General features: G+C 65.8%; 21 protein-coding genes. 5 read left to right on the top strand and 16 right to left on the bottom strand.

Annotated features, from left to right (window positions below; translation table 11 throughout):
• Positions 1 to 807: tyrosine-type recombinase/integrase (locus H537_RS0139105; RefSeq protein WP_029002183.1), on the top strand; the 807-nt coding region annotated here is incomplete at its 5' end.
• Positions 808 to 899: 92 nt separating this feature from the next.
• Here H537_RS0139105 and H537_RS0139100 read toward each other — a convergent pair.
• From H537_RS0139100 to H537_RS0139085, 4 genes are all read right to left on the bottom strand, one after another.
• Positions 900 to 1,421: a hypothetical protein gene (locus H537_RS0139100; RefSeq protein ID WP_029002182.1), complete on the bottom strand. Its 522-nt coding sequence runs from the start codon at positions 1,419 to 1,421 to the stop codon at positions 900 to 902.
• A gap of 25 nt (positions 1,422 to 1,446) precedes the next feature.
• Positions 1,447 to 1,725 carry a hypothetical protein gene (locus tag H537_RS0139095; RefSeq protein ID WP_029002181.1) on the bottom strand — a complete coding sequence of 93 codons (279 nt, stop codon included), beginning with the start codon at positions 1,723 to 1,725 and terminating at the stop codon, positions 1,447 to 1,449.
• A 205-nt stretch (positions 1,726 to 1,930) separates the two neighbouring features.
• Complete coding sequence (gene trfA, locus H537_RS0139090; RefSeq protein WP_029002180.1) at positions 1,931 to 2,851, bottom strand: plasmid replication initiator TrfA; 921 nt, start codon at positions 2,849 to 2,851, stop codon at positions 1,931 to 1,933.
• 818 nt (positions 2,852 to 3,669) lie between these two features.
• On the bottom strand, positions 3,670 to 3,939 hold the full coding sequence (locus tag H537_RS0139085; protein WP_029002179.1) for a hypothetical protein: 270 nt from the start codon (positions 3,937 to 3,939) through the stop codon (positions 3,670 to 3,672).
• 425 nt (positions 3,940 to 4,364) lie between these two features.
• On the opposite strand from H537_RS0139085, the gene H537_RS0139080 reads away from it, so the two are divergent.
• Positions 4,365 to 5,600, top strand: a complete 1,236-nt coding sequence (locus H537_RS0139080; protein ID WP_029002178.1) for a c-type cytochrome — start codon at positions 4,365 to 4,367, stop codon at positions 5,598 to 5,600.
• Between the two features lie 82 nt (positions 5,601 to 5,682).
• On the opposite strand, the gene H537_RS0139075 is transcribed toward H537_RS0139080, so the two are convergent.
• Together H537_RS0139075 and H537_RS48370 are read right to left on the bottom strand one after the other, a co-directional pair.
• A complete protein-coding gene (locus H537_RS0139075) occupies positions 5,683 to 5,946 on the bottom strand; it encodes an H-NS histone family protein (protein ID WP_029002177.1) in 264 nt (87 codons plus the stop codon).
• 281 nt (positions 5,947 to 6,227) lie between these two features.
• Positions 6,228 to 6,992, bottom strand: a complete 765-nt coding sequence (locus H537_RS48370; protein ID WP_169517194.1) for a sensor histidine kinase — start codon at positions 6,990 to 6,992, stop codon at positions 6,228 to 6,230.
• Between H537_RS48370 and H537_RS0139065 the strand changes: the two genes are divergently transcribed.
• From H537_RS0139065 to H537_RS48365, 3 genes are all read left to right on the top strand, one after another.
• Positions 6,970 to 7,815: a response regulator gene (locus tag H537_RS0139065; protein WP_169517193.1), complete on the top strand. Its 846-nt coding sequence runs from the start codon at positions 6,970 to 6,972 to the stop codon at positions 7,813 to 7,815. The two genes, H537_RS48370 and H537_RS0139065, sit on opposite strands and share 23 nt — an antisense overlap.
• A gap of 1,470 nt (positions 7,816 to 9,285) precedes the next feature.
• The gene (locus H537_RS0139060; protein WP_029002175.1) at positions 9,286 to 9,930 is read left to right on the top strand and encodes a nucleotide-binding protein; all 645 of its coding nucleotides are present in this window, start codon (positions 9,286 to 9,288) and stop codon (positions 9,928 to 9,930) included.
• Positions 9,927 to 10,955 (top strand): ParB/RepB/Spo0J family partition protein, encoded by a 1,029-nt coding sequence (locus H537_RS48365; protein ID WP_084151298.1) that lies wholly within the window; start codon positions 9,927 to 9,929, stop codon positions 10,953 to 10,955. The genes H537_RS0139060 and H537_RS48365 overlap by 4 nt, the downstream gene beginning before the upstream one ends.
• A 113-nt stretch (positions 10,956 to 11,068) precedes the next feature.
• On the opposite strand, the gene H537_RS54185 is transcribed toward H537_RS48365, so the two are convergent.
• The 10 genes from H537_RS54185 to H537_RS54175 all read right to left on the bottom strand — a co-directional run bounded on the left by H537_RS54185 (position 11,069) and on the right by H537_RS54175 (position 21,848).
• Complete coding sequence (locus H537_RS54185; RefSeq protein WP_156902256.1) at positions 11,069 to 12,076, bottom strand: hypothetical protein; 1,008 nt, start codon at positions 12,074 to 12,076, stop codon at positions 11,069 to 11,071.
• 406 nt (positions 12,077 to 12,482) lie between these two features.
• Positions 12,483 to 15,077 (bottom strand): zincin-like metallopeptidase domain-containing protein, encoded by a 2,595-nt coding sequence (locus H537_RS48360; RefSeq protein WP_064736134.1) that lies wholly within the window; start codon positions 15,075 to 15,077, stop codon positions 12,483 to 12,485.
• A gap of 2 nt (positions 15,078 to 15,079) precedes the next feature.
• Positions 15,080 to 15,286: a hypothetical protein gene (locus H537_RS0139040; protein ID WP_029002173.1), complete on the bottom strand. Its 207-nt coding sequence runs from the start codon at positions 15,284 to 15,286 to the stop codon at positions 15,080 to 15,082.
• 13 nt (positions 15,287 to 15,299) lie between these two features.
• Complete coding sequence (traF, locus tag H537_RS0139035; RefSeq protein WP_029002172.1) at positions 15,300 to 15,827, bottom strand: conjugative transfer signal peptidase TraF; 528 nt, start codon at positions 15,825 to 15,827, stop codon at positions 15,300 to 15,302.
• Complete coding sequence (locus tag H537_RS54180; protein ID WP_156902255.1) at positions 15,824 to 16,021, bottom strand: hypothetical protein; 198 nt, start codon at positions 16,019 to 16,021, stop codon at positions 15,824 to 15,826. The genes traF and H537_RS54180 overlap by 4 nt, the downstream gene beginning before the upstream one ends.
• Complete coding sequence (locus tag H537_RS0139030) at positions 16,018 to 17,922, bottom strand: type IV secretory system conjugative DNA transfer family protein (protein ID WP_029002171.1); 1,905 nt, start codon at positions 17,920 to 17,922, stop codon at positions 16,018 to 16,020. Before H537_RS0139030 ends, H537_RS54180 begins: the two co-directional genes overlap by 4 nt.
• A gap of 8 nt (positions 17,923 to 17,930) precedes the next feature.
• Positions 17,931 to 20,249: a TraI/MobA(P) family conjugative relaxase gene (traI, locus tag H537_RS0139025; RefSeq protein ID WP_029002170.1), complete on the bottom strand. Its 2,319-nt coding sequence runs from the start codon at positions 20,247 to 20,249 to the stop codon at positions 17,931 to 17,933.
• 38 nt (positions 20,250 to 20,287) lie between these two features.
• Positions 20,288 to 20,728: a conjugal transfer transcriptional regulator TraM gene (gene traM / locus H537_RS0139020; RefSeq protein WP_029002169.1), complete on the bottom strand. Its 441-nt coding sequence runs from the start codon at positions 20,726 to 20,728 to the stop codon at positions 20,288 to 20,290.
• Positions 20,728 to 21,453, bottom strand: coding sequence for a PRK13886 family protein (locus H537_RS0139015; protein ID WP_238446967.1), 726 nt, complete (start codon positions 21,451 to 21,453; stop codon positions 20,728 to 20,730). The genes traM and H537_RS0139015 overlap by 1 nt, the downstream gene beginning before the upstream one ends.
• Positions 21,453 to 21,848 (bottom strand): TraK family protein, encoded by a 396-nt coding sequence (locus H537_RS54175; RefSeq protein ID WP_156902254.1) that lies wholly within the window; start codon positions 21,846 to 21,848, stop codon positions 21,453 to 21,455. The genes H537_RS0139015 and H537_RS54175 overlap by 1 nt, the downstream gene beginning before the upstream one ends.
• Between the last annotated feature and the right edge of the window lie 296 nt (positions 21,849 to 22,144).

The raw sequence follows: 22,144 nt of genomic DNA, 5'->3' as shown, positions 1-22,144 counted from the left end.
ACCACGGCCGCCGACACCACGGGGCTGGAGCACGACCGGGCCAAGCGCAACCGGGTGCTGGCGCGCACGCTGCCCACGCCGGCACTCAAGGCGGTACTGGAGGAGCTCCCCGCGCTGGAGCCGGGCGGACGGCATCGCCGCATGGCGCTGGTGCTGCGCTTTCTGATCTCGACAGGGCTGCGAATTTCGGAGCTGGCCGCCGCGCGGCGCGACCACCTGGAATGGATACCGCCCTCGCAGCAGGGCGACGGCGGCTGGGTGCTGCACGTGGTGGGCAAGCGCAGCAAGTACCGTGAGGTGCCGTTGCCCGAGGACCTGGTGCATGCCCTGCAGGCCTATCTCGCCGCGCGCGGGCTGCCCGATGACCTGGAGCACGTACCACCGGGCACGTACCTCATCGGCAAGGTGGACGACCTGTACCTGAAGCTGCCCAGCGCCGGCCGCATGGACGTGATGGACACCTTTGGGGCCATCGAGACTGTGACGGCGCTGCCGGACGGCACGCCCACCTACAAGGGCGACGGCGTGCGCCCGCAGACCATCCATGACGACCTGCAGCGCCTCTTCGAGCGCGTGGCGCAACGCCTGGAGGGCAAGGACCGGCTGGGCGCGCAGCGGCTGCGCCTGGCCTCGGCGCACTGGCTGCGCCACACCAGCGCCAGCACGGCGGTAGCCGCCGGCGTCCCGCTGGACGTGGTGGGCGCGTTGCTGGGCCACGCCAGCCTCACGACCACGTCGCAGTACGTGCACGCCGAGTCGCACCGCGTGGCCAAGGAGATGAGGAAGCTCTGGAAGCAGCTGGGCTAGGCGCGCTGCCGTCCAATGTCGTGAAGCAACCGTTTGCGTAGCGCTGCCAATTCACTCCCCCGGATGTCCCAGGGACCCTGCTACCTAGTTGCCTAGGCTGCCAACGCAAACCGTTCGTCGCCGAGCTGGTGCCCGACCAGGGCAGCTTCCTTGGCGATGTTCACTCGCATGGCGGCCTTGGCCACATCGACCACCGCCTGGGCCAGCTTGTAACCGCGCTCATTGAGAAACTGCAGCACGAGCGCCAAGTGCCAGATGGAAGCCGAGCCGGAGTGAACCGGCGCTGGAAACGCAGCCATGTGCGCCACCATGAGCTTGCGTATGTTCTGGCGTGTCACGCCCACCAAGTCGGCGACGTCGGACAGCCCCACGAAGTCCGGCCCGACTTCAATCAGCTTCGCGCCCGGGATGGCGCCCTTCACATCGGCGAGCGCGCTCAGGATGGCGTCCTCGGCGGAAGTGGCTTCCCGCACGAACTCCAGCCCCAGGTGACCGGCCACGCCCAGGCCGACCAGGGCATCGGTGCAACCGGCAGCGCCCAGGCGTTCCACGAGTTCGTCATGGTCCGCGTCGTTGGGATCCAGCTTGTACTTGAGAGTGAATTCGTATTCCATCATCTACCTGCGCAGGGGGCGTGGATCAGTCTTCCGTGTCGCCTGTCCCTTCGCCGTGCTGCTTCTTGTGCGTCGTGCAGTTGTCGACGACCCGCCGAAGCTGCCTGGAGAAGTTGCCCGGGTTCTTGGGCGTGCTCCAAATGCTGGTGATGCAGTGCATTCCACATCGGCACTCGGCGTCGTTGTAGGGACAGTACATCTTTCCCCAGGCATGGGCGCCTCCGACTTCCACCGTCCAGCCGTTCTTCTCCGCGTGCTGAATGGCTGCTTCGACTTCCTTGTTCGGATGCTTTGCCCGTGGCATCAATGTTGGTCTGAAAGGTAAAGATGCATCAGCTGGTTGTCAAGTGACAACCAGCATGCCCGTACTGGACTACAGCTTGGCGCGGCCGACCTCGGCGCTTTGGCCCCAGCCGCGACGCCCAGTTATCTGGCGTGGTTCAGCAAGGAGTCTGGTAGATCAGGCTTGAGTGCTTGCTGGGGCAGCCGAGTCCCGATGCCTGCAGAGGTCAGGCGACCAAGGCTGCCACCGAAGCGTGGCTGATGCGACGCAGGTGCTTGACCTCGTGCGTGTCGCTGACCGGATCGTAGGTCGCCGAGGCAACCAGGCCCTTGTCCATGAGCATCTGGTGCGCCTTCTTCAGCGTCTGCCGGAAGCTCGACATGTTTTGGTTTCGGCTGCCCATCAGGGCATGCAGACGTGGCGTGGAAAGAGGATGCGGCTCGTCATGGGTCTCGTAGTACAGGTGCAGCCACTTGGCCATCGGGCTGCGCAGGCCCTGGCGCCGCTGCCACTCGATGATGGTGTAGAGGTTCTCGTCGAACAGGGCGAGTACCTTCGGATCGATCGCCAATTGCCAGCGCGAGCCGCCATGCGCCTCGTCACCGATGATGGTGACGTCCTTGACGAAGCGGCCGGCGAAGGTCAGCGGCTTGGTGTGGGGCTTGACCGGGCGATCGCACCTGATGCGCAGCGTCGCGTCAATGAGGATGTTGATCGCACAGCGCACGCGCTCGTAGCTCTCGTCGCTGCGGCCCCAGCCCAGCATCTGCAGCATCTGGTGGCCGGTAACGACGAAGAGCGATCCCAGCGGCAATGCGCGGCCGATGTGGATGAGCTGCATCAGGACATCGATCTCGTCACTCGTCCACTGCTTGCCGGTGTACTCGACCCGCATGCCATCCAGCGAGGCGATCTCCGCCCGGTCCAGCTGCAGCCGCTCAGCGCCCTTCTCCAGCACCGCCACCAGCCCGCAACGCACGATGGCGTTGGGCACGGCCCGCTGCTGCTTGCCCCAGGTTGCCGGCAGGAACAGGTCCGCCTGGGGATGCACCTCCCGCGCACTCATCTCCAGCGCGTCACGCTCCCGCGCCTTTGCGCGGCTGGATTCGATGCGCGACAGGAGATCGTCGAAGTTGGGCACAGGCATGGTCCGCAGAAGCTATCACGCCCCAGTTCGCGGTTTGGAATAGAAGGTTCGCGGTTTCGCATATAGGCCGCAACGTCGCTTCGCTGAGGCTGCACACGAGATTCGCGGTATCGCATAGCGCGTTCGTCGTTGCGCATAGGCCGGCTCGCGGTATGGCATGCCTGATTCGTCGGCATGCATAGGCGAACTCGTTGTATCGCATAGCAAAGCTCGTCGGCACGCATAGCAAAGTTCGCGGTATCGCATATCGGTACTGCTGAAATTTCTCAATCTCGACAGTCACTTGGCGACGTTTTCCACAGGCCTGAATCTTATTGAATCGTTCTTGAATACCAATGTCCGGCAAGCCAGCGCGGGCCGAGCGATGGCCTGTCACTTTCCATGGCCACATCGACCAAGAGCACGATCGGCCGTCGGACAACTGCACAAACCGGGTGTCAGCCGAGGTTGGCCTATGCGAAACCACGAACACCTCATGCGCTGACCAGCGCTGCATGTCAGCATGCTTGCCCTATGCGAAACCACGAAGAAGACCGCGATCAGGAACGCAATGCCGTCGAGTTGTGGCCGGTGCGAATTTGGCGGCTTGCTGCCGTGGCCTATCCTGAGGTTTTCCCATACAGCGCCGCTTGGCTCGTATGCGACCCGGGGCGAGCCGCCGCCCAATGACGGCCAACGACCATGAGCGCCAGCAACTGTTGACGCTGCTGGCCGAAATCAAGGCGTAGCGCGAGTGGCCACCCCCTGCTCAACGAACCATTTGGCCACGCCGCGGCGCGCTGGCCTCAAGGGACGTTTATGCGGGCGCGCCAAGCCACTTACCGGCATCGACTGCCCGCACCACGCTGGATGCTGATCTGAGGCCCATCCCGCTCGGGGGCGCGTTCCTCCATGGCTTGACGCTCCAGCTCCAGCGCGATCAGCCTCTCCGGCGTGATGTCCGGAATGGCCTCTCCCTTGGCGACCATCTCGTCGACCTTGCGGTTCATGTCGGCAATCAGCCTGCGCCGCAGTTCGTCGTCCTCGATCCGGCGCAAGTTCATGTACGCCACGAAGGCAAGCATGAACTGCTGTCTGCGGTCATCCATCCCTGCTGCACTTTCTCGGGTAGCGTCCCACGCGAAGTGACTGCGACCATCGTAGTCCCGGCAGATCAGTCTTCGACGTATCAGGTCTTGGCAGACTTCGAAATCGGCTTTGCTGGTTGAGGCAGCCAATGGGATGTGCTCCATCAGCTGCCGCAACCAGCATTTGCACCATCCCTGCCGCATGGCCCCACCCCACCGGGTGATGACGCGCCAAGTACTTCAACTGTGCCGTTTCTGCGCCATGTGGACGCGCCCGTTGGCAACGGCTGGCGTCGAAGGAACACCGGCTGAACGCCGCTGACCCAACGAGGGCTCGGAAACGCTGCGCCTTCTCGTGACGTCTATCCGCCAACCAAACCTGTACCAGAGCGCCGGCTCCACGTGGGTGCCTGCTTCCAGGGTGGTCTTTTGGATCGGAGGTCGCGATGAAACTGTTCCAGGTACCTGCCCTGTGTACCGTGCTGCTTGCCGGCTGCGGCGGCTCGGATCCCAGCAACGCGCCGCAACCCCCAATGTCCCTGGCGCGGGAGGAGCCCCAGGCCGTGACAGCACCGGACCCGGATCGGGGCCAGTACATCTTCCGGCGCCAGACCTTTGGCGACGAAATGTTCTGGAGCGACCGCCTGCACCTGCACGAGGTCGTGGGAACCAGGGTGTCGCCCAAGACCGCGCTATCGGTCGGCCTGAAGGTGGACGTCAGGGCCCTGCCGCCGGAAGTCCGCCAGGGCATCGCCGACGGCAGCGTCGATCTCGCCAGCCCCGACACCACGGTGGCGCTGCTCAAGCTCGATGCCGTCATCGGCCTCAAGGGCCGGGTGGAGACCGTGGGCGGCCGCGACCGGCTCACGCGGCTGGGCGTGACCTGCGCGCTGTGCCACTCCACGGTGGACAACTCGTTCGCTCGGGGCATCGGCAGGCGACTGGACGGCTGGCCCAACCGGGACTTGGACCCGGGCGCCCTCATAGCCCTGTCCCCCGCCCTCAGCGAGGCTACCAAGGCCATCTACCGTTCGTGGGGCAAGGGCCGCTACGACCCGCGCTTCAACCTGGACGGCATCAGCGCCCCCGTGCTCATCCCGCCCGCGTACGGCCTGCAGGACGTGCACCGCATCACCTACACCGGCGACGGTCACCGGATCGCTTACTGGAACCGCTACGTCGCCGTGACGCAGATGGGCGGCCACGGCAGCTTCCGCGACCCGCGCATCGGCGTCTCCGTCACGAACGGGACCGACGACCTGGTCAGCAGCCGCTTGCCGGCGCTGCAGGCGTACCAGCTGACGCTGCAGCCGCCGGTGCCGCCGGCCGGCAGCTTCAACCCCGCGGCGGCCCCGCGCGGACGGGTGATCTTCAACACCAAGGGCACTTGCGCCAGTTGCCACAGCGGGCCGGCGTTCACGGACGCAAACCGGCGCGTGCACGCGCCCAGCGAAGTGGTGAGCGAGCCCGAGCCTGGTGGCGCGCCGAGCTACGCATCGCGCAGCGCGACCAAGATGTACCGCACCACGCCGCTGCGCGGCGTCTGGCAGCACCCGCCCTACTTCCACAACGGCACGGCAGCGACGCTGGAGGAGGTCGTGCAAACCTACAACCGGAAGAAGGCGCTGTACCTGACCGATGCGGAGATCGCGGACTTGGTCCAGTACCTCAAGTCGCTGTGATGGCTGCTGCGTTGCGCGGCCCCGGCCGCCGACCAGGCCGGGGCCCCTGACGCTGATCGGTTCAAAGCTCGCGGCCGGCGTCTCAGCTCTGAGTCTTGCGCGGCCTGCCGCGCCGCCGCGGCGGCACCTCCAGCCCAAGATCGGCCGGCGTCAACTCGAACGCGCGCATGAGGTTGCGCACCTTCACCAGTGCCTCCAGTCGGGTGCCCTCTTCCATCTCGCGCAGCTGCGATTCAGCGTCGGCCAGTTCGGTGCGCAGATTGGAAATGCGGGCCTTGAGCGATTCAGGCGTGAGCTTGGCCACCGGCTTGACCCAGCCGGTCGGGACATCGTCAGTCATGTACATGCGTGGATTCGTCCTCGCGTTTATTGAAAGGAGCCAACGCAGTGTAGGTGGCTGCTCATCGCCCCTGTCAATAGGATGTAGCAGGCTTGAAGTAGCCTGCTGCTATCGGCGCAGACCCTCTGCCCTGCCTTTCCCACCGGGCACAATTTCTTGATGGCGTACCGGGCCCGAGGGCAAAGCGTTTCAGGTCCTGGTGCTCGGTGCAGTACGCGCTCACGATGGCTGGCGTACGCTGGCCCGGTGCGACTCGCAATAGCTACAACCGGCGTGGTGTCGCGCCTTCAAGCCGCCTGGCGTGGCGTCCTGGGCAGCACGAACGTGAATACCGTGCGGCCATTGGCTGACTCCACGCTCACCGTGCCGCCGTGGGCCTGCGCCACCTGCCGGACGATGAACAGCCCCAGTCCCATGCTGGTGCGCTCGGCCTTGGCATTGCCATCCGCGACCTGCCGCAGTGGCTCGAACAAGGTCTCAATGGCTTCGGGCTGAATCGTGGGGCCCTCGTTCTCCACGGACAGCCGCACCTCGGCCTCGCCGCCACGGAGCTTCACCTCCACCGGGCTGGCCGGATTGCCGTACCGAGCCGCGTTCGTGTCCAAGTTGCTGACGATTTGCCTGACGCGCGAGGCATCCCAGGTGCCCTGCGTCGCGCCGTCCGTCGTGTACTCGATGCGACATCCGGGCAGCGCGGCTCTTTGTACCTCGACCTCTTCCTGGCACACCGCGGCCAAGTTGCAGGGTGCCAATGACACCGGCAGTCCCAGGTCCAGCGATGTGCGGCTGTAGTCGAGCAGGTCGTCCAGCAACTCCTTCATGCGCTCGCCATTGCGGCTCAGCCGGGCGATGGGCGCACTCACCGGCGTGCCGTCACCGAGCTTGGAGATGAGGTGCGACATCATCAGGATCGCGTTGAGCAGGCCGCGCAGGTCTTGGCCCAGCACGCCCAGGAACACGTTGCGCCAGCGGTCCACCTCCTTGGACAAGAAATCGACCGACTCGGCAACGGCCTGGTCGATGGCATCGTTGAAGCAGCTGATGTCGTCCACGGCTTCTCGTCCCGGCGGCTCTGCGTCAAACCACAGGCGCAGCACGCTCGCACGCACAGTGCGGTACTCGGCCACCAGCTGCTGCATCGAGAACCCGCTGGCAGCACGCAACGCGGCATGCGTCTGCGCTGCTGTCCTGCCCTGGACGGGCAGGCTGCTGGTTGGCGGACTGCTCCTCACGGCTTTGCGGCGTTCTCAGATCCTCGGCAATCGCCTGCAGGATCTGCTCGGCATGATCGCGCAGCGTGCTCGAGCTAGCTTGGGCTGCGGCGGGGAAAGCGTTGCCGCAAACTCCTCCCACGCGCTCACGATCGTGGCCATGTTGCGCTCGATGAAGTCGGCAAGTCGCACCGGCCCTCCCCTGTGTAGCAGGCACTCCGCATCCATCGCGGTGGCAAGGAGCCGATTTTGCTCGCACTTGCCCATGGACAGCTCACCACGGTGCTTGCGCATACTGGTTGTCGATGACGACCACGATGCCGCGCAGTCCCTGGCGGAACTGCTGCCGCTCATCAGCCCGGTGCCGATGGCCGTCACGGTGGCCTTCGACGGCCAGCAGGCCGTAGACCTTGCCTGCCACCCAAGCGCGCCACCGGACATGGTCCTGCTGGACATGGAAATGCCAGGGCTCAACGGCTTCGACGCCGCAGCGGCCATCCAGGCACGCCTGCGCGAGCGCACTCCCCGGCTGATTGCCGTCTCGGGCAACGTGAAGTACGTCGCGATCGCCTCATCGACAGCCCTCTTCCATCACGCGTTGGGCAAGCCGGTCGATGTCGAGCATTTGGTGCGTCTGCTCGATAGCGCCTGTCCGCAGGGATGACCGCAACAGGACCTGGGCGGGCGTCCGGCAGGCTCACGAAGCCGGGAAGCGGCAACTGCCCAACCCGGCTGCCATGAGCCGATCCGTGGACACATCAACCTGTACGCCTGAGTGGACGGGACCGGCAGGAGCGCCTGTGGCTTGGCACGTCACAGATTGTCGACCGTGGGCCAGGCCAAGATTGCCCTCTCCTGCTACCCCGGGGGGATGGAGGCCAGGCCTGGCCACTGCAGCGACTGCACACTGGGCAGCGGGACACAGGGGATCGGTGCAGGGGCAGCGAAACAATGGCTATGGGTGCGGGCTCTACGAACCGTCATGCACCCTTGCCTCCTTTGCCCCCCTTGTCGCCTTTGCCCAGGGGTTTGTTTTTCCCGCCATCCGGCTTGGCCGAGCCACTCTTGGCGAATGCGGGTGCCGCTGTAAGCGTCAGGATGGCCGGAGCCACATAGACGCTGCCTTTGACGAATCGGCGCCGAGAGGCGTCTGGTGCTGTCATGTTTGCCCTCCCAAAAACTGTCACAGCAGCGCTACTTCAGCACCGATCTGGTGCGGTGTCTTCCTATGGCTAGGGACCGGGTAACGCCCGGGATAGCGCGGCCGCTTAGCTAAGGTTGGAAAGATGTCCAGCGACGGTTCCGGAAACGCTGTTGACATGCGATCGCTAACCCATGCTGAAGCAAGCGCAGAGGCTTATCCGAAACATGCGTCTGATCTAAAAGCAACCAGGCACGTTGCAACAGGACTATTTGGCTGCCTGGCATGCGGGAATGCTCGGCCGGTACTCCCTGCGCGTGTCTAGTCGGGATGGTGGTCGCACAGGGTTACTTGCGGCCAACATGTCAAGCATCGACAACGCGGACACCAGCACCTGTCCGAGCGCCTCGTAGTCCCCAAGCTTGACTAGATGCCGGTTGAAACCGGCAGCCTAGAAGTTGCGGCGCTCTTCGGCCTGGCCCCATCCGGTCGTCATGGCCACGATCGTCGGGTCCCTGTCCCAGGGTTGCCGGCACAGCCTGCGGCAGACCTCGTAGCTGCTCTTCCCGGTACCGCCACGGCACCCGCAAGCGTCGATATGAGCTCCGTCCCGGCGAGCACAGTACTAATTCGAACTGCGCTGGCTCCTGCCTCACCCACTGGGTAGAGCCTAGGTCGCACGCGTCCGTAGTTTGGAGCGCTCCAAACCGGCCTGTAGGAACCAATGATGGGGCTGTCCGCTACCGCGGTGCACTCCCCTCTGGACGTCCGCCGTAGCGACATAGAGCGTGATGCTGAGCTTTCTTCACCCAGAGAAGGTGAACTTGGAGCGCTCCAAACAGAAGACCCTTCCCCTAACGTGTGCTGCCTAGCCTTCGAATACGTGCGGAACGCTTGTCGATGCAGCGTAGATGCAACACACAGTGAGCGCACAAAACGTTATTCATTGATGACAGAAATCCTGCAATGCAAAATCGATATGAGGAGGACCTCATGATTTTGACTATCGCCAACCTAAAGGGTGGTGTCGCGAAAAGCAGCATCGCAGGTAGCTTGGCTGCCATGGCTGCAGCAGACGGCGTGTCCGTTGTTGTCGTCGATGCAGAGAGATTGGGCGCCTCGACTTCCTGGGGGAAGTTGAGGCATGAAGATAGCCGCGAGCCTGCTATCGACGTTGTAGACGTCCGAGGCGACGTGGCCAAGACCATCCAGGGGCAAGCCACCCAGTACGACCTGGTGATTGTCGACATCGGTGCTGGCAATGCCAAGGCTATTGCTTCCTGCGCTCAGATTTCCGACTTAGTGCTACTACCCTGCGGCACCACGACTGAGGAGTTTCGGAAGACGCAGGAAACATTTGCCCTTATGAGGGACTCGAGCGCGCCCGTTTTTGTATTACTGACCCGGGTTACTCCTTCCACGACAAGAAGGGAAACAAAGGAAACACAAGAACTCCGAGCTGTCTTTAAAGAGGCCGGACTTAAAGTTTTCGATGCAGTGATTCCCCGTCGCAAGGTCTGGGAGTTGACTGCGGACGGTCAAGCCATCCATGAACTTGACAATGAAAAGGCAACGCAAGAGATGCGGGCCGTGTACGAAGAAATTCTTCGCCGCATCGACGATCTGGAGAACGCATGAGTATTTCTGCCAAGGACAAGTTCGCACGAGTACGCAGCAAACTTACCCCTGAAAACGTGGCACGGGCACAGGCCGCAGGGCGGCGTGTTGCCGACGAAGGTGCTTCCGTAGCCCCAATTGAGACTCCTGAGTTTGGAGCGCTCCAACCCCAGGATCCCGAGTTGTCCATCATTAGGTCGGATACCGAGCCTGTGGCACTAGCGGGTGGAGCGTTCCAAGAGTCGCGGCCTGCATGGCAGGTCGGACAGGTCTATGAGGTCTCGCACGACAGGTTGAAGCCCAACCCGCTTAATCCGCGCGTGTTCTACCTGCCTGAGAAGATCAACGAACTGGCCGCGTCAATGGAGCGGCAGGGGCAAACGACCGCAGCGACCGGCTTTGTCGAAGGTGATTTCATCATTCTGATTGAGGGACATACCCGGCAGAAGGCCGCGAGCCAGCTCGGCTGGCCAAGCCTTCGGGTTGAGATTCGTCCTAAGCCTGCAGACCTACGAAAGCTCTACGAAGAGGCTCACACTGCTAACGATGAGCGTAGCAACCCTTCCCCGCTGGACGATGCATTGCGCTGGAAGCAGCTACTGAGCGACCGGGTCTATCCGAGTCAGCGCAGCCTTGCCATGGCTATTGGAAAAGATGAGGGTGACGTGAGCCGTACGCTGGCGCTTAACGACATGTCGCAAAGCGTCATTCAATCGCTCGCTGAGGCCCCGAGCCTTCACACGGCCTGGACCCTGCGGAGCATTGCGGAATTCTGGCGAACATGTGGCGACGATGAGACTCACAAGCTCATCGTGGAAGCCAAGCGCAATAATTTGTCCGGCCGCGAGATCAAAAAGCGTCAGGAAACCATACTGGCTGGTCCCTCACAGAGGCCACGAGCTGCCAAGGCATCTGTGGAATTCAAAGGTCGCAAGGGTGAGCTGAAGACCTTTGAGGATGGCCGAGTGCAACTGCTGCTCAAGGGCCTGAGCCATGACGAAGCCGAAGAAATCAAGAGGCGGTTAACCGCTGCTCTGGTTGGTTGATGGAGCAACGATTTGCGAAATTTCCACAAATCGCCTGCGCATTACTACAAACAAACGAGCAAGCGTGCTGTCCATTGATCCGCCTGCGTCAGTGCTTCTTGTCGTGTGACCCTCTAACCTGCAGCCTGTAACTCACGCAGCTTCGATGTTGACTTGAGCGCTGCGAAAGCTTGCACGTGCTCAGGCCGCGGGCGGGTCCGTTGCGCCCAGTGAATGACTGCCTCGCGTTCACGCTCCCTGTCTTCACGCTCGCCTGCCAGCGTGTTGCGGCTCTTGATCGACACGGGCAGCAGCGCAGACTCTCGGCGCACCGATGGCGGAGCCGTCCAGTCACGGCCAGAGCGCACCAAGAACCGCAGGTAGGCCACCGGTCTATCAGCATCAAGAATGGCCGGCAGCACATGCGCGGCAATGTGCTGCAGCCGTACCCCAAGTGGTCCGGCCAGCCGCATCGCCCCGCACAGCTGCCGTCCCGTCATGCCCATGAGCAACGGCGCGAGATCGGCCGGGATGCGCGAGCCGTCTGATGCCAGCACACAAGGTTGTCGGGGCGTGGCTTGAGGCTCAGATCGTCGTGTGCCGGGTTCGGGTTCCGGCTTGGCAGCCGTGTCTACAGGCGGCGCCTGCGGCGCATTTCTCTCCGAAGGAGACTTCTCCTTGAAGTCCCTACAGGCATGCTCCGGCGGTTGTGCATGCCGCAGGAGCCCCAGCTCAGCCAGCGCCAGGTCGGTGAGGCGGGTCAGGCCGACGGGCATGCCGTTGCGCCTTGCGCCTGTGATGTCGCGCTGGCGCTTTATCCAGCCGTCCACCTTCAGGGCCTGGACATGGGTGTTCACGGTGTTGTAGCTGCAGCTGAGCTCACGGGCGATGGTGTCGAACTTCAGCGCGAACCATCCGCCGGCATCCCGCCATTGGACGCCTAGGCTCAGCATGCAGGCAAGCACGTCGCGACGCTTGTCGGAAAGCTCCCCGAGCCGGCCGGTTCGGCGCAGCAGCCGGCGTTCGGCTTCAGCGAAAGCGAGCGGGCAGGGAGGCAGTTTGGCGGCGTCGGTGGAGTGGCCGTCTGCGGGCGAGGACGCACGGGCGTGTGTGCCCGCCTGCTCTGTAACAGGCTGGTTCATAAAGTTTGCAGGGACGAGTTCACCCGCGTGTTGCGGATTTCCTTGCTGCCCCTACACTTCAAGCCTGCAACAGCGGTGTGTCGGTCTACAGCAAGGGATCACGCATCACGGAGGACGCCTCGGGACTGGTAACCCCGGGGCGTTTCTCTTTGCGGGGTTCAGATTCCGTTTCTGAGCGGTCCCAGTCCTTTCCTCATCAACGGCACCGGCTGTGGAAATTCAGCCCGGCACCTGGGCTGCACACGTCCAGCGCCGTGCGAACTCAGCGCTGGTCCTTGTGGGGCTTCGCAGGAGCTTGCTTGTCGGGGCGGGTTCACTTCACGCGGGGCAGGGTAAACGGCGAGACATGGCCTTCCTCGGCCGCCTTGCACACTGCCCCGCCTTGAGCGATCAAAAGCCTCCACGGTCATCCCGCCCTCATGCCGTGACACTGGCGCTGCTGCACCCCGTGACCCGTACTCCGGGATTGGTCCTGGCCACGCTGCTGGACCTGCTCCACTGCCTGTTCCTGCACCCGGGCCTTGTGCAGCTCCATCGCCTGCTGTGCCTCGGGCATCACCTGCCGCAACAGACCCTCGCGCCCGAGCTGGCTGCGCTGCGCCAGGTCGTTGAAGTCCGTGTGCGACTTCATGCGCGCCAGCGCCGCGAGCTGGTCGGGCTTGAGAAGGTCCTTTTCGGCCGCAACCCGGTCCTTGTCCGAAAGCCCACCCTGCGCCAGCAGCCGCTCGGCCGCGTCGTGCAGCCGCCAGGCGGCCGGCGTGATCGGCGCCAATTCGCGCGGGTAGTCGGCCTCGCCCGGGGCGAAGACGGGGAAGAAGGCGCGGCCGCCGACATCGCGCGCCGCCGCCTCTGCCTTCTCGCGGCCCGGGTTGAAGCCCTGCGTGAGCTGCACCGCCCGGTCGTCGTCGCCGGCCACCAGGATGGGCTTGGTCGGGTGGAGCTCGCGCAACGCCTTCGCCACCGCGGCCACGTTCCCGGAGTCGAAGGCCACCACGCCGGCCACGGGGGCGCCCATCGCCTCCTTCAGCGTCGCCATGGTGGCGTAGCCCTCGCCCACGACGATCACGGGCGCGCGGTCCAGCTCCTTCATGCCCCCCAGCACGTGAAAGCAGCCTTCCTTGTGGCTGTCCTTCGCAAACCGCTTCGTGCCGTCCTCACCGATGTACTGCGTCGTCCAGTGCTTGCCGGTCTTGTCGCAGGCCGGCACGAAAGTGGTTTTGCCGGCGTGGTCCGTGAGGAGCCCGGGGTAAGCCTGGACACCCTTGGCCTGGAGGTAGGGCGTGGGCTGCTTCGGGTCCACGGGCCTAAGAGCGGCCAGCTGGCGCTGCACGCGCTGCGCCGCTGCCTCGTGCTGGCGCTGCTGCTCGGCCTCGCGCTCGGCCCGCCTGGCCGCGGCCTCGGCGGTGAGCCTGGCGCGGTCCTCGTCGCTGAGGTGGTAGCCCTTTGCCTTCCAGCGCAGTTCCTGGCCGGTGCGGTTGTCCTTGGCGTAGCCGGCCGGCACGTGACCGTCGAGGTGTCCGACGTAGAAGCCGGCCTTCTCCTTGCCCTTGTCGCCGGCCGTGGCGATCCGGTGCGTGGCACCGTCCATGACCGGGTGCTCGCCCTCCAGGATGAAGCCCATGCCGCGCAGCTCCTGGGCGAACTCGTCGCGCGCGGCCATCGCCGGATCCTGCTGCTGGCGCTGGTTCTCGGGTAGCCATTTCCGCAGAGCGTCCCTGTCCGCGCCTTCGCCCGCGTACCAGGACTTGGCCGCGCCGTCCCAGCGCGCACCCGCGGCCTTGGCTTGGTGCCGCTCGATGTAGGGCACGGCGAGGTAGGTACGCTGCTCCTCGTGCGCGGGCGCGGCCGGCTGTTCGGCTGGCGCTGCCTGGAGCTGCTGTGCTGCCTCTTCGCGCCGGGGCCAGCGTGCCAGCAGCGGCGCCGTTTCCACGCCGGGAGGCACGTACCAGGACTGCTCCTGGCGGTCCCAGCGGGCCCCCAGTGCCTTGGCCTGATCCTTCTGCGCGAAGGGCACGGCCAGGTAGACGCGCGGCTGCTGGGCCTGCTCCAGGGCCTGGTCGATGCGCTGGTTTTCCTCGGCAACGGTGCCCACGCTCGCCTCCTGCTTCTGGCCCTGGTGCTGGTCGAACGCCATGACGAAGGTGTGGATGCGCTCCGCGTCGGCCGCCGCACGGAAGATCTCCAGCGGATCCTCCTTGAGCACCTTGATCCAGGACGCGACGTAGGACGCGTGGCGGCCCGGGTCGTGGCCGATGCCCAGCGAGTCGCCCACCAGCATGGATGCGATCTCGGCGCGCAGTTCCTCTCGCGCGTAGCCTTCGCTGCCAAACGGATTGGCGAGGTCCCGGCCCAACCGGTTCTCGTGCCCGGTCCAGTGGCCCAGCTCATGCAGCGCGACGGCGTAGTAGCTGGCCGCGTCCGGGAACTGTCCTTTCCCGGGCATCTGGATGGCGTCGGTGGAGGGCCGGTAGAAGGCGCAGTCGCCTTCCACGTGGCGGATCGTGGCGCCACTGGCGTGCAGCAACTTCTCCGCGCGCTGCGCCGCATCCCAGGCCGGCGGCCGGTGCTGCAGCGTGAGCAGGCCCTCGATCTGCTCGGCGTTGAACACGACGGCATGGAAGACGCGCGGGCGTTCCAGCTGCACCTGCACCGTCTCGGGCTTGCCGTCCGCACCGATCACCGGCCGCCCGTTGTCGTCGAGCCTGGGCTGCTCCTCGCTGAACTTCCAGTACTGGACCGGGGTGCCGTGCTCGCCCTTGCGCACCTGGGCGCCCTGGGCCTGCGCCTGGTTGTACGTTATCCAGCGCGGGTCGCTGTAGCCCTGGGCCGCCAGGAAGACCGCATTGATGCCCTTGTAGCGCTTGCCGCTGACAGGGTTCATCGGCACGCCAGCTCTTGGCCGGCCGGGCTCCCAGGGCTTCTGCCAGGGCGCGGTGCCGGCCTCGAGCAGCTCGACGAGCTTCTCGGCCACCCGCTCATGGAAAGGCTTGCCGCGATCCATGGTCAGGCCTCCGCGGCCAGGTCGGTGGCGCTGTCCAGGGCGTCGCTGAGGGTCAGCGCGTCTTCCACGAAGGCGCCGGCTAGTGCCGCCTCCTCGGGGTCGAATTCGGCCAGGAAGGCGGGCGTGCCGGCGTCGCGCAGCTTGTCGCGCACCACCTCGGCTAGGCTCGGGGGCGGCACCCGCACGTCTTCGTCGTTTGGCATGTCCATGAGTGGCTTTTCCTCAGTAGGTGAACACGGGGCGGATCACGGTCTTGATCTGCCTGCGGCTGGTCGGCCCGAAGTAGCGGGCATCGAAGGAGAGGGCGAACCGGTCGGACATGAGCAGGACCTGGTCGGGCGCCAGCGTGGCGCTGGTGGCCTGCAGGTGCGGCATGAGCCGGCCGGCGCCGTCGAAGCGCACCGGGGCGCTGTCGGGCAGCGGCTGGCCATTGACGCGCACGCCGTCGTCATCCAGCTCCACGTGGTCGCCGTGCGCTGCCATCACGCGCTTCATGACGTAGCCGGCGCCACCAGGGCACACTCCCACGCCCAGGTAGCCGCGCCGGTAGGCCTGCTCGAAGACGCCGCCCTGCGGCAGGCACAGCAGGACGTAGGACCCGACGCGTACCAGCTCGCTGGTGGCGCGGTACAGGCCCAGCGGGATGCTCGGGCTAATGTTCCAGTACAGGCCCAGCGCCTTGGCCGCGGCGCCCAGCGCCAGCGGGGCGGCCACGACGCCGGCCAGGGCGAACTTGTGCCAGCGCCTCATGGGCCGTCCCTTCCATGCGGGACGTCTTCCCCGCGTGGGGCGTCCTTTCCGCGCTGCTCGGGCCTGCGGTTGCTGCGCTCCTTCCAAAAGTGCCAGCAGGCCATCAGCAGGATGACAAACAGGCTTGCCAGCAACGAGACACCGATGGAGTCGGTGAACTGCTCCCAGCGGGTCGGTGGTGCTTGCCAGGTCATGCTGCTTGCGCCATGCGCGGCTGGTTCGCGGCCACGATCCAGTCGCTGGTCTTGGGCGGCGCCACTTGCGAGCGGGCCAGGAAGGTGGGGTCCTGGAAGTACAGCGGCTGCTTGCCGTAGATCGCCGGGTAGCCCGCCACGTACACCACCATGTCGCCGGCCTTCGTGATCTGGTCGGCGCTGTCCTTCTCGGGGCCGGGCATGCGCATCGCCTCGTCAGCCGTGAGCAGGTTGCGCGCGACTTCCTGCACCGTGCGCGAGACGTTGGACTCCATGAAGGCCACACGCTTGCCGCTGACCGTGATGGCCTCCTTGAGCACGGTGGTCTGCCCGGTCTGCCGCGACAGGTACTCCGCCGTCTCGACCCGGTTGGGCGGGAAGGCGCACTGCACGTGGCAGTTCGAGCTGATCGTCTCGCTCGGCCCGTAGCCCAGCTGAGGGTGGCGAAGCTGCGTGATGTCCTGGATCACCAGGAAGGCCTTGATGCCGTAGCCGGCCATCCACGACAGCGCGTCCTCGAGGATCGGCAGCCTGCGAAAGGCCGTGAGCTCGTCCAGCATCATCAGCAGCTTGTGCTTGTAGCTGGGCTTCGGACGCCCCTGCTCGAAGCCGATCTTGTCGGCCAGCAGCCGTATCGTCATCGTGATCAGCAGCCGCAGCAGCGGGCGCAGCCGCTCCTTGTCACTGGGCTGGGTGACCAGGTACAGACTCACCGGGCTGTCGTGGTGCATCAGGTCCCTGCTGCGGAAGTGGCTGTCCGCTACGTTGCGGGCCACAACCGGATCGCGGTACAGCGACAGGTAGCTCTTGAGCGTGGACAGCACCGAGCCGGCTTCCTCTTCGTGCCGGTCAAGCTGGTCGCGCGCCGCGGCGCCGACTACCGGGTGCACCTCGCCGTTGAGGTGGTGGTACTGCGTCATCTCCACCCACAGCTCGGCCGTCGCGCGCTCCGGGTCAGCCAGCATGTGGTCCACCACCGGCAGTGACGCGCGCGGGCCGTCGCCGTTTCTTGCCCGGTACAGGGCATGCAGGATGACCCCTTGCAGCAGGGCAAAGCTGGTCTTCTGCCAGTGCGACTCCAGCCCCTTGCCATCGGGATCCACGATCATCTGCGCGATGTTCTGGACGTCCCCGACTTCGTGCTCGGTCCCGAGACGCACCTCGTCCAGCGCATTCCAGTGCGCGCTGTCCAGCGCAGCCGGCTCGAACTTCAGCACCTTGTTGCCGGCGAAGAGCTTTCGCCAGCCCGAGGTCAGCTCCCACAGTTCGCCCTTGAGGTCCGTGATGAAGGCGCTCTTGACCCAGGAAAGCAGCGTCGGGATCACCAGGCCCACGCCCTTGCCGGACCTGGTAGGGGCGTAGCACAGGATGTGTTCCGGCCCGGTGTGGCGCAGGTAGCGCAGCACGCCCTGCTTGTCGATCCAGCCGCCCACGTAGCAGGCCAGGGCTGACGGTGGCGGCAGCTTGTGCATCCTCTCGCGCCAGCTCCGTGCCTCGCGTGGCAGCAGGCCTGCTGCCTGAATGTCCTTCAGCGTGGCCCAGCGGGCACTGCCGTGCATGTACTGGTTGCCCGTGGGCTTGCTGGCCTCGACCATCTTCACGACCATGGTGGCGATCAGGCCGCCCGCGGCCACCATCGCGCCGACGCTGCCCGAAGTCATCAGCTGCTGCGGGTAGACCTCGCTCCACTTCGCGGCCCAGCCCAGCACGTGCCAGGGCAGGTACACGTGGCCCACGCTCATCCCGAGGCTGGCGTGGTAGTCGAAGGTATGGGCGAAGTGCTGCGTGGCTGCCCACAAGCCACCCGCCAGCGAGGCGGTGCCCATGATGGGCACCAGCTTGCCACGGGTCCTGCGGCGTTGGCGCACCTGCGGCCCGACGGCAGGGTTGTTCATTGTCATGGAGCGGGTCATCGGCTTCGTCCTCTGGAATGGCTCGCAGCCAGCGAGCCCGTGGGGGTGACGGTGATGGATTGCCCGATGGATACGGACTTCAGCCGCCGGACAGTTGTGAAGTCAACTGGCATCACCAGGACCGCATCGCCGCGGTCGAGCAGGGCCAGCGTGCAGCCATCGACGCTGCGCAGGCCTGCGAAGGAAAGGGGCTGCCTGGTCGGGCTGTAGCGCACGTGCCTGGGCACGTCGATGCCGCGCGCGCGCTTGCCCTCGCGCTCCTCGATGTAGCTGTCCGCGGCGGCGTAGGCCTGCGGCGCCAGCTTCGCACCGGGTATCGGCCAGGCGGGGGCGGCTGGCGCTGGCCGTGGCGCCGTCGGCGCACGCACGCCCACGCCGGCGCCGGTGCGCAGCCGCGCCTCGGCCTTGGGCGGGGCCTTCGATCCCGGGCGGCCCACGGGCGGGCGGCTTACTCCTCCTTCTCTTCCTGCCCGATCCACGGGCCGTCGCAGTGCGTCAGGTGCCTGGGCTCCTTGTTGCTCCACACCGTGACGTACATCACCCGGCAGTAGCAGCTCACGTCCTGCTCGCTGGCCTGCCACATCGCGTTCGGGCAGGTCTCGCACACGGTGACGGGATCGGGGCGGCGTACCTTTGGGAGCGCCGCCAGGGTTGGGCTTTCGACCGTGGGCATGGCGGGCAGCGCCAGCCGCGTCAGTTCCAGATCGGGCGGCTCGGGCAGGGCGGCCATCGTCTCGTTGATCAGGTCCTCGTCGCTCATCCGTTCCATGAGGGGGCTCCTTGCGCATCAAGGCCTGGCGCTGCCGCTCAAGGCCGGGGTCGATGAAAGTGACCGGCAGCGCCAGCTCCACCGCCGCGTGCACCACGGCCATACGGAATCGCTGGGAGCCGCTGACGGTGATGCGGTCGCCGTAGCGCTGGCGGGCCAGCTTCAGCGCCGCCTGCACCGCGTCCTGGTCGGCCGCACGCGAGACCTGCAGCCGCTGGCCGTCATCGCGCACGGCGCTGGCGCCGGCCCGGTAGACGACAGTGCCGGCCTTGGTGACGTTCTCGACTTCAGGGCTGGCGCCGGTGGACTCGGTCAGGCCTTGCGCGCGCACGGTGTGGCCGCGCAGGTTCGAGGCCTTGGCCCTGGCCCGCAGCGCCGCCAGCGCCTCGCTGTTGCCCTTCACGGCCTCGGCCTTGAGCCAGTCGGCCCAGGCTTGGTGCTGGTGGTCCTTCAGGATCGCCGCGCGTTCCGCTTCGTAGGCGCGGTAGATAGCCTGCAGCCTCTGGCGCATCTGGAAACTCGCGGTGGCGTAGACGAGGCGCTTGTCGATGCCCTTGCCGTCAGAAAGCCGGATCGCGGCGCGCTGCAGCGCATAGGCCCGCTTCGCCGCCGCGATGGCCTCGGCCTTGCGCTTGCGGGCAGCGTCCAGGACTTCGGCCCGCTGGTCGCCCACGGCCTCGCGCTGCGCGCGGTAGCGGGCGTAGAGCTCGGTGGTGTCCACGCGGCTGCGCACCGGCCCCTTGCGGTAGGACTTGCTCGCCCAGGGCCGTGCCAAGCCCACCGGAGCCTGGAAGGCACCCAGCCTGGTCTCCAGGGCCTTCTTCGACAGGCCGCGGTCCACGGTGCTGGCCTTCACGAAGGTGCCGTCCTGGGAGGCAAAGACCAGCCCGGCACCGTGCTCTCGCAGTTCCAGCCCATGGTCGGCCAGCACGTGGTGCAAGTCCTGCCAAGTGCTGGCCGTCTGCGTGTGGTCCAGGCACTCGCGCCGCACCCAGCGCATGAGACTTTCGATGGCCGCGTGCCGCTCCATGTCGGCCGCCTTGCCCTCGCCAACACCGCGTCGCGGAGTGTGGTTGTCCACCTTCAAGCTGTACTCCCGCTCCAGCCGCTCGCACATCACGGCCAGGGTCTTGTAGGCAAGGTAGGGCTCCTTCAGGGTCAGCCGCTGCGGGTGGACCTTGTTGATGGCGATATGCATATGCAGGTGGTCGGTGTCGTGGTGGACGACACTGATCCGCTGGTGCCCTTCGAAGCCCAGCGCCTTGCACAGCCGCTCCTCGATGGCCGCCAGCGTTTCGGTCGTGGGGTGTTCCCCCGCTTGGAAGCTCACCAAAAGGTGGTAGGTGAGATCCGACTGCGCCCGGGTGTTGAGCTGCTGCACGGCCAGCATCTCGCTCACGGCCGCGCCCAGCGTCTGAGCCTCGCAGTGGGTGAGGCGAAGGTCTCCGACGCGCTCGGTCAGACCCTGCTGGTCGGTGAGATACGCCACCAGCCCAGCCATGCTGCTCTTGTGCGGCACACGCATCGGGACGTGCTTGGCGATCACGAGTCTTCAGCCGCTGAAGGATTGGTCCAGCAGCGCCCCTAGATTGCCACCCAGGCCAGCACCAGCGCGGCCACCAGCGTCATGAGGCCGCCACCCAGGTTGATCAGGGCCACCTGCCGCACGTGCCTGAGGTGGGCGGCTGTCTGGTGGGCGTGCGTCTGGACCAGGGCCTGGAGACCGGTGGACGTTGCCGCTGCGCATTGCTGGGCTGTCGCTGTCATCGCCTCCCGGCTTGTCTCCAGCGCCGCCTGCAGCGCCTTCTCGGCCTGGACCCGTGCGCTCTCGCCGCTGCGCCGGGCGATGGCTTCCATCTCGGACTTGAAGGCGTCGAGCAGCTTGCGCTGCTGCTCCTCGCCGGCGGCCAGCAGGTGCTCGTTGATCGTCAGCAGCATGAGGACCGGGTCGTCGCGGGTGAGCCCGACGCCGTGCCGGGCCGCGATCTCCCGGATCACGTGCTCGATGCGGTCGCCCGCGGCCATCACAGTACCGCCGCGCCGTCGAGCTGACGGAAGAGCTGGTCGCGCACGATCTTCAGCCGCTGCCGCGTCATCAGCGGCACCGCGGCCGTGCCCAGCATCTCCTCGAACGTCCTGCGCGCCTGCAGCATGTCGCTGAGGTCCCGCCCGTACGTCTCCCCCTTGAGGGCCGGAATCTGCACCAGCGCCGACACCCGCGCCTTGTTCGAGGTGTAGGCCTTCATCGCCTCGAACGGCTTGCCGTCTTCGCTCGCCACCGGCCCGAAATACGGGTTGAGCCACACGATGAACAGACAGTCGGCCGGGAACTGCGTGGCGAGCTGCGCGAACCCCGACACCGTGTCCACCAGCGCCTGGCCGCCCGTGACCACCGTGTGGACCACCAGCTCATGGCCCAGGTCCTTGAGCAGCGCCGGCACCTCGTTGGAGACGAGGTAGTGCGACAGCGGCACGAAGGAGCTGGCGCCGTTGTCCACGATCACGTCGGCCTGCGCGGTAGCGAGCAGATCCACCATCGAGTCGAAGCGGCGCGTGTCGATTTCGTCGCCGGCCAGCAGCTCCACCCGCTTGACGTCCAGCGTCTTGTAGCCGGCGAAGGTCGCGTTCACCGGGTCGGTGTCGATGCACAGCGGGCTGTGCCCCTTGGCCTGCTTGTACTGGGCCAGCATGGCCGCCACCATGGACTTGCCCACGCCGCCCTTGCCTTGCAGGATGAGGTTGATCTTCATCAGAAAAGCTCCTTGGGATCAGCGGCTGCCGTGAAGCTGAAGCCCGGCACGGTCGTGTCCGTGCGTCGCGGCTCGACTTGGGGAGGTGCAGAGGAACCAGGTGCCGGGGAAGGCGATGGCGTCGAATGGGGCTGCGCAGGCGCTACTGGGGCATGGCGCCTGACGTGCTTGCGCACGTACCGCAGGAACGTGTCGTAGCGAAAGCCTAGCCGCTGCGTCTCATGCAAGTGGCGCCAGATTGTCGTGAGCGGGAAGCCGGCCGCAAGGGCTGCTTCCACATCGTCACGCACAGCCAGGAAGGCCACCGCATTCGCGTCCTGGCCGTGCTTCTTCGGCGGCTGAGCCTGCACCCAGGCAGCCAATTCGCCGAGGTAAGAGGTTTGCGCTTTTGGCATGGCTACCGCCCCTGCGCACCCTGCAAGTGCTTATGCATCGCTGTAGTTCCGGGGTCCAAGTCGCTGAAGTAGCGCTGTATCACCGCATCCGCGCTGAAACATCGCTGAAGAAGCCGAATCGCCTTACTGAAGGTCGTCGTTCGTCATAGGCTACACAGAACAGCGAGGCTTTGCCGCAAGACCATGCGGTGAGCCGTACATAGCCTACCGAGCCGCAGTGCTTGTTCCGAATAGCAAAGTGCGGGCAGGATAGGTGAAGTTGGCTAACCGGCGAGCCGGCCAGCCAACTCCACTTG

Source organism: Azohydromonas australica DSM 1124 (assembly GCF_000430725.1).
GTDB classification, from domain to species: domain Bacteria; phylum Pseudomonadota; class Gammaproteobacteria; order Burkholderiales; family Burkholderiaceae_C; genus Azohydromonas; species Azohydromonas australica.
This window is presented reverse-complemented; position numbering and strand designations above follow the sequence as displayed.